At 56.5% G+C, this 848-nt stretch carries 1 protein-coding gene and 1 pseudogene; one reads left to right on the top strand and one right to left on the bottom strand.

What is annotated here, in order from left to right; translation table 11 throughout:
- Nucleotides 1-59: 59 nt before the first annotated feature.
- A pseudogene (locus VQ03_RS35195) lies at nt 60-170 on the top strand (MgtC/SapB family protein); the annotation flags it as partial.
- A gap of 65 nt (nt 171-235) precedes the next feature.
- Here VQ03_RS35195 and VQ03_RS30400 read toward each other — a convergent pair.
- Nucleotides 236-848 (bottom strand): flagellin (locus VQ03_RS30400; protein ID WP_048454671.1); only part of this gene is annotated, 613 nt, incomplete at its 5' end.

Below are 848 nucleotides of genomic sequence, written 5' to 3'. Positions count from 1 at the left end.
TATGCGACGCGATGGAGATCATCAAGTATTTCCTGTCCAGCTAATTCCTCAGTTAGGCGCTGATCTTCGTCTGCGTCTTCGTGCTCTGCACCACGATCGGGGCGGAGCGCCAATACCGGCAGCGCACCGCCTGCCTGCGCACCATCGGTCTGGTTGTTTTTTTTGCTTCCTGTAGGCTCAAACGAAATCGGCCGGGGTTTCCCCCGGCCGCTCATCGTCGTCGAGGCTGATCCGCTTAGCGGAGAAGCTGCAGGATGCCCTGCTGCGCCGTGTTGGCGAGCGAGAGGGCCGAAATACCCAGAGACTGGCGGGTGCTCAGAGCCTGGGAGTTCGCAGCTTCTTCGTTCAGATCGGCGTCAGTCAGGTTGGATGCGCCGGTACCAAGGATGTTGATGAGTTGCTTCGAGAAGTCCTGCCGGTTCTGCACCACCGAGAGGTTGGAGCCGAAGGTCGAGGACTGGGCGCGAAGAGTGCCGCTTGCCGAAGTCAACTGACTTACTGTCTTCTTAACGTCATCATCACTCTGAAACGCCTTCGTCGCATCATCCACCGAAATCGCAGAGATGTTCAAGCCCTTGGCGCCCGTTGTAAGGTCAACGCCGGAAATATCCAGCGAAGAGCTATCGTTCTCGTTGAAGGCGATATGAAGCTTATTGTCTTTATCGTCGCTACTGATCAGGTTTACCCCGTTGTAGCTTGCGTCTTTTGCGAGCTGGTCAATCTGCGTAAGCAAGGCGTTGAACTGGTTGGCCAATCTGATACGGGTCTTGTCTTCGCTCTTGAAGCTCGCCGTGCTTGCGGATCCGCTTGGAGCCTCAAGACCCAAAGCGGTAGCCGTGCCCGAATCC

The organism is Methylobacterium tarhaniae (assembly GCF_001043955.1).
Classification (GTDB): Bacteria; Pseudomonadota; Alphaproteobacteria; order Rhizobiales; family Beijerinckiaceae; genus Methylobacterium; species Methylobacterium tarhaniae.
The sequence above is the reverse complement of the archived record's forward strand: the minus strand, read 5'-3'. Positions and strand labels throughout refer to the sequence as shown.